Annotated in this window: 5 protein-coding genes; 4 read left to right on the forward strand and 1 reads right to left on the reverse strand. The window is 58.4% G+C overall.

Going from position 1 to position 5,430, the window contains the following annotated elements; all coding sequences use genetic code 11:
* The 3 genes from dctA to EOA60_RS16865 form a co-directional block, all read left to right on the forward strand.
* Positions 1 to 965, forward strand: a 965-nt coding sequence (dctA, locus tag EOA60_RS16855) for a C4-dicarboxylate transporter DctA (protein ID WP_128311632.1), incomplete at its 5' end; no start/stop codon positions are given.
* Positions 966 to 1,243: 278 nt separating this feature from the next.
* Positions 1,244 to 2,305, forward strand: coding sequence for a LacI family DNA-binding transcriptional regulator (locus tag EOA60_RS16860; RefSeq protein ID WP_091600622.1), 1,062 nt, complete (start codon positions 1,244 to 1,246; stop codon positions 2,303 to 2,305).
* A 164-nt stretch (positions 2,306 to 2,469) separates the two neighbouring features.
* Positions 2,470 to 3,273, forward strand: a complete 804-nt coding sequence (locus EOA60_RS16865) for a TIM barrel protein (protein WP_091600623.1) — start codon at positions 2,470 to 2,472, stop codon at positions 3,271 to 3,273.
* Positions 3,274 to 3,321: 48 nt separating this feature from the next.
* Here the strand turns inward: EOA60_RS16865 and EOA60_RS16870 are convergent, their stop codons facing one another.
* Positions 3,322 to 4,239: a LysR family transcriptional regulator gene (locus EOA60_RS16870; RefSeq protein WP_091600624.1), complete on the reverse strand. Its 918-nt coding sequence runs from the start codon at positions 4,237 to 4,239 to the stop codon at positions 3,322 to 3,324.
* Positions 4,240 to 4,911: 672 nt separating this feature from the next.
* On the opposite strand from EOA60_RS16870, the gene EOA60_RS16875 reads away from it, so the two are divergent.
* On the forward strand, positions 4,912 to 5,430 hold a 519-nt coding region (locus tag EOA60_RS16875), incomplete at its 3' end, for a transposase (RefSeq protein WP_164899358.1).

Below are 5,430 nucleotides of genomic sequence, written 5' to 3' on the forward strand. Positions count from 1 at the left end.
CGAATATCGTTCAGCCTGGCGCCGGCCTCAACATCGATCCGGCCTCGCTCGATGTCCAAGCCGTTAAGGGCTATGTGGCCACGGCTCACGAGCAGTCCGTGACCAGCTTCCTGATGAACATCATCCCGTCAACGATTGCCAGTGCCTTCGCGGAAGGCGACATCCTGCAAGTCTTGTTCTTCTCGGTCCTGTTCGGCATTGCTTTGGCGATGACCGGAGAGACGAGCAGGCCGGTCGTTACCTTTCTCCAGGCGCTTACCGCCCCCATTTTTAAGCTCGTCGGCATTCTGATGAAGGCTGCACCCATCGGCGCCTTCGGCGCAATGGCCTTTACGATCGGCAAATACGGTATCGGTTCGGTGGCCAACCTCGCGATACTGGTCGCGACGTTCTATCTTACCGCCTTCCTCTTCGTGTTCGGGGTTCTCGGCGCGGTCTGCCGCTACAACGGCTTCTCGATCTTTTCTCTTGTCCGCTACATCAAGGACGAACTGCTGCTTGTCCTGGCAACGTCCTCCTCGGAGGCCGCGCTGCCCTCGCTCATGGAGAAGATGGAGAAGGCCGGCGCCGCGCGTTCGGTCGTAAGTCTCGTCATCCCTACTGGATACTCATTCAATCTGGACGGTACCAATATCTACATGACGATCGCCGCCCTCTTCATCGCGCAGGCGACGAACACAGATTTGTCAATTGCCGATCAGATCCTCCTGCTGCTAATTGCGATGCTTTCCTCGAAGGGTGCGGCAGGCGTCACCGGCGCCGGCTTCATCACATTGGCCGCTACTCTCTCTGTCGTGCCGAGTGTTCCCGTTGCCGGAATGGCTCTAATTCTTGGCGTGGACCGCTTCATGTCGGAATGCCGCGCGCTGACGAATTTAGTCGGTAATGCGGTGGCATCGCTCGTTGTCGCTCGCTGGGAAGGCGAATTGGACCAGTCACGGATGGAAGCCGCTTTCCGCGGTTAGGGTTACATCAAACTGGCTCCCCGCAAGCAAAATCGCAACAGCGCGACGTGTAAGTCGCGGCCTTGCCACAACAGTCGAATTGCCAGCCTCCAAAGAGCGCTGGAAATAGAGTACTAACGCAGTGAGTAATACAACACCATGAAGCCCCTAAGCAAACGAACGGTTCACGGAAACTCATCTGGGTGCGCATGGAGCGCTGTTCGTCGAATGCGCTATCAACCGCCGGGTGTGGGAACTATTTCAGCTTGCCGCCCCAAGCCGTCGCGGGAGCGCACCGGATGATGGAGGACCGGCCGATCAGAATCGCTAGGGGAAAGCGCGTCACAATTGCCGATCTCGCCCGCGAAGCCGGAGTCAGCGTAGCAACAGTCGATCGGGTTCTGAACGTCCGCCTTCCGGTGCGAGAGGAGACCGCCCAGCGGGTCCATGCGGCCGCGCACGCGATCGGCTATCATGCTGCCGGTCTCATCAAACAGCGCTTGCAGCAGCACCTGCCGCACTACAAGCTGGGCTTCATCTTGAGAAAACCTACCCACGATTTCTACCAAGATTTCGCTCGCAAGATCGAAGAGTCGGTCAGTATGGCTAAATCCTTCCACGGCCTTCCGATCATCGAGTTCGCGCAGTCACATTTGCCGCGTGACCTGCTCCCGCTTCTTAAGGACCTTGGGAGCCGCTGCCAGGCGATCGCCATGGTGGCGGCCGATCACCCGAAAATCACAGCATCAGTCGAGGAGCTCAAGGCGAAAGGTATCCCGGTATTTTCGCTGCTATCCGACTTCGCCGATGGCGTGCGCGAGGGCTACATCGGCCTCAACAACAGCAAGGTCGGACGGACTGCCGCTTGGGTGTTTTCCAAGACCGCAAAACGGCCCGGCAAGGTGGCGGTGTTTGTCGGAAGCCATCGCTTCCAGGCGCATGCGACGCGGGAAACGGCCTTTCGTGCGTATTTTCGTGAGAACGCGCCAAAATTCGAGGTGCTTGATGCGCTCGTGAACCTTGATGAACGGCAGCTCACTTACGAAAAATTGCTGGATCTTATGCAGCGGGAACCAGAGCTCGTCGGCTTCTATATGGCCGGCGGGGGGATAGAGGGGGCAATTTCCGCGCTCCGAGAAGAGGGGAGCGGTCAGGATCTCGTCGCGATCGTGAGTGAAATGACGCCGCAGTCACGTGGGGCGCTTGCGGATGACATCTTGACGATGGCGGTCGGCACGCCAATGCGCCGACTTTGCCAGGAGCTGATAATGGCAATGGAGCGGGCCATCAAAGCCGGCGTCGCGGAGAGCCCGGGGCAGACATTTCTGCCGTTCGACATTTATCTTCCGGAAAATATTTGAGCTTGATGGATTTCTATCATGAGCGCCCATTTTCCTTTCACCGATGAAAGGAAAGCTCGATTGACTCGGCCGTCTCTGTCCGATCTGTGAACCGGCGTGGTTCCGTCTTGAAAGAAGCCGGATGCCGAAATGGCAGCCGCGCTTCATGGAAGGAAAGTCAAGCAATGCGCCAGGTATCGCCCCGCTTTGCACTCGATCACATGGCGGCGCCCCGCCTTGACGTCAGTGCGCTTTTCGCGCTTGCCCGTGACCAAGGCCTGACCGACGTCCAAATCCGTTACCCTCATTTCAGCAATCCTGTCGCACGCGGCATTCCGGCTGCGGACGTCCGGTTTGCCGCTACCGAAGCGGGCATCACGATCATCTCTGTCAACGCCTTGCAGCGGTTCAACGACTGGACTCCAACGCGTCAGGCCGAGGCAAGCAACCTCGCCGATTATGCGACGGCGTGCGGGGCGGAGACGCTCGTTTTGGTGCCGGCCAACCGCAGCTCGTGGCCCACCAATAGCGAGCGCCAGGACAATCTTCGTTTCGCTCTAAACGAGATCAAGCCAATCCTCCAGTCGCGGGGTCTGATCGGTCTTATCGAGCCGCTGGGTTTCCGAACCTGCTCGCTTCGATCAAAGAAGGAAGCGGCCGAGGCCGTTGCCGCGGTTGATGGCCAGTCCGTCTTTCGCCTCGTGCACGACACGTTCCACCACACCCTGGCCGGGGAGACATGCCTGTTCTGCGAGCTTACCGGCCTGGTGCACATTTCAAGCGTAAACGACCCGACCTTCTGGATTTACCCCGATCGCTTTCTTGCAGGTTCCGACAATGGCAGCCAGATTCAGGCGCTGCTGGATGGCGGCTACGCGGGACCTTTCTCGTTCGAGCTGGTCGAGGAAGTCCATTCTCTGGACGATCTCGCAGGCGCACTTGCCGCCAGCATCGACTTTATCCGGCGAGGGCTATTGTCGTCAGAGTAGATGGTGACAGGAGTAGTGACTATAGGTGCGCCTGAATTTTCCGTGGGTTCACAGCGGGACAGCCATCCGAGATGCCTCTTGCATCATTATCTCCCGCATCCAGATGCTTGCCGGATCGCTATTGTGGAGGGCCGGCCATTGGAGGGTCTCGGTGAATGTGGGAAATGGCAGCGGAAGTTCGATAACCCGCAGGGGGAACGTGTTTTCGAAATGCCTGACCAGCCGCAAGGGCATGGTCGCTATACGAGCTGTGCCGGACACCATAGGTGGAATCATGCTGAAGCCCTGCACGGCGACCTCGACACGTCTCTTAAGGCCATGCTCAAGCAAAAACCATTCCTCGATAGACGGCTTCATCGTACGCCCGAACCTGACCGCGACGTGCCTCATCGACATGTATCTCTCGAATGTAAGCTGCTGTGGCAGCTGCTTGTTTGTGGGACAGCCTACGCACACGAGCTTCTCGTCAAACAGCGGAACGCTTGAATGCACACTCGACGTGAACATATCCGGTAGAATTAGAAAATCGACGTCACCGCGCCGGAGAAGCTCATCGGGGCTATCGTCGACAGGCAGCAGTTCGAAGCTGACGGCGGGGGCTTCCCGTGCAATACGCTCCACAAGCTTTTCGAAAAACACGAGCGTGACGAAATCGGAAAGAATGATCCTGAAGAGGCGATCGGCTCGAGCTGGGTCAAACGGATCCGAAGAAATAATCGAGCACTGGATGTGCTGGAGAGCGTCGCGAACTGCGGGGGCAAATGCTGCCGCACGCGGGGTTAGAAATCGTTCGCGACCTCTTATCGTAAACAGTTCATCGCGGAAATAATCGCGCAGTCGGGCGACGGCCGCACTCATGGCGGGCTGACTCAGGTTGATCCTGCGTGCCGCCGCCGAGAGATTACGCTCCGTCAGGAGTGCGTCGAGCACAACGAGGAGATTTAGATCAAGTCCTTTGAAACGCATGTCATCAGCCATCCATGGGATGGATGCCTTTAACCGAAACAAACGACTTTAACAATTTAGCATTCTTGCAATCTTTTGTCGCAAAAAGTTTATGATGGATGACGTTAAGGTCCGACATATGAGCCGCGTGATCTGCCGAAGCGAGCAATCGTACGTACTGTGCAGGTCAGAGATTGGCGGTTTGAAATGCCGGGCCGATGGCGCCGGGCTATCAACCAGCGTCTTCGGCGGCCCCGACCTAGCAAGGCGTGGTCCGAGGCGACTGATGGGCGGTTTGATCCTAAGCTGCCGTGAGGCCTGTGTTGTATCGGCGAAGCCAATGCAGCAGTTCGGCAGCGTTTTTGAGAGCTGTTGTAGGCTCGGCCTAAGCCCATTGGCGCAAGCCTGTCTGAACGAAGCGCTTGGCCTTGCTGTTATCCGGTGGTGATCTGTGGTGCCTTTTCGTCCTGCCGTTCTTGTTTTGGAACGCCCTTATGGTGAGCCCATCCGGGACGTGGGGCACCGGGAGCACGAAGGTGCAGGCAGGCCGTCAATAGACCGTGGGCTGAGAGCCCGAGCTCGTTACATCGCCGCCCCTCGCGACTTTCCCGGAGGCGCTGCGAGCGCGGATCAGTAGATGTCGTGTTACCCGCCAGCTCCCGTCTTTGACCGAGCCAAGAAGGAGGAACGGGCATGCGCATCATCGGACTGGATATTCACCGCGCCTTCGCCGAAGCAGTGGCATGGGAGGATGGCAGGCTCAGGCGACTCGGCCGCGTCGACATGCGGCGCGATCTGCTGGCGGCGTTCGCCGCGAAGCTGTCGCCGAACGATGTCGGGGTGATCGAGGCCACCGGCAACGCGACGTCCGCTACGGCTGTGGTTGCGCCGCATGTGAAGAAGGTGGGGATCGGCAACCCGAAACAGGTGCGTATCATTGCCTATGCCAAGATCAAAACGACGATCGAGGCCGACGTTCTTGCGCAGCTCTATGCCAGCGGCTTCTTGCCAGAAGTCTGGATTGCGGACGAGCCGACGCAGGCTCTGCGTCGACAGGTGACACGGCGCAATCAGATTGTCCGACAGAGATCTCGATTGAAGACCGTCATCCAGTCGATCCTTCATAGCCACCTGATCCCGTCCTGCCCGCATGCCGACCTGTGCGGCGCCAAGGGTCGGACCTGGTTAATCGAGCAGGTCGTACCGCAGGAC

It is taken from the genome of Mesorhizobium sp. M1A.F.Ca.IN.020.06.1.1, from assembly GCF_004023265.1.
In the GTDB taxonomy this organism is placed as follows: domain Bacteria; phylum Pseudomonadota; class Alphaproteobacteria; order Rhizobiales; family Rhizobiaceae; genus Mesorhizobium.

Coding starts and splice junctions, on each gene's coding strand:
- EOA60_RS16865 (WP_091600623.1), top strand. CDS start 2,470: ATGCGCCAGGTATCGCCCCGCTTTGCACTCGATCACATGGCGGCGCCC.
- EOA60_RS16870 (WP_091600624.1), bottom strand. CDS start 4,239: ATGCGTTTCAAAGGACTTGATCTAAATCTCCTCGTTGTGCTCGACGCA.
- EOA60_RS16860 (WP_091600622.1), top strand. CDS start 1,244: ATGATGGAGGACCGGCCGATCAGAATCGCTAGGGGAAAGCGCGTCACA.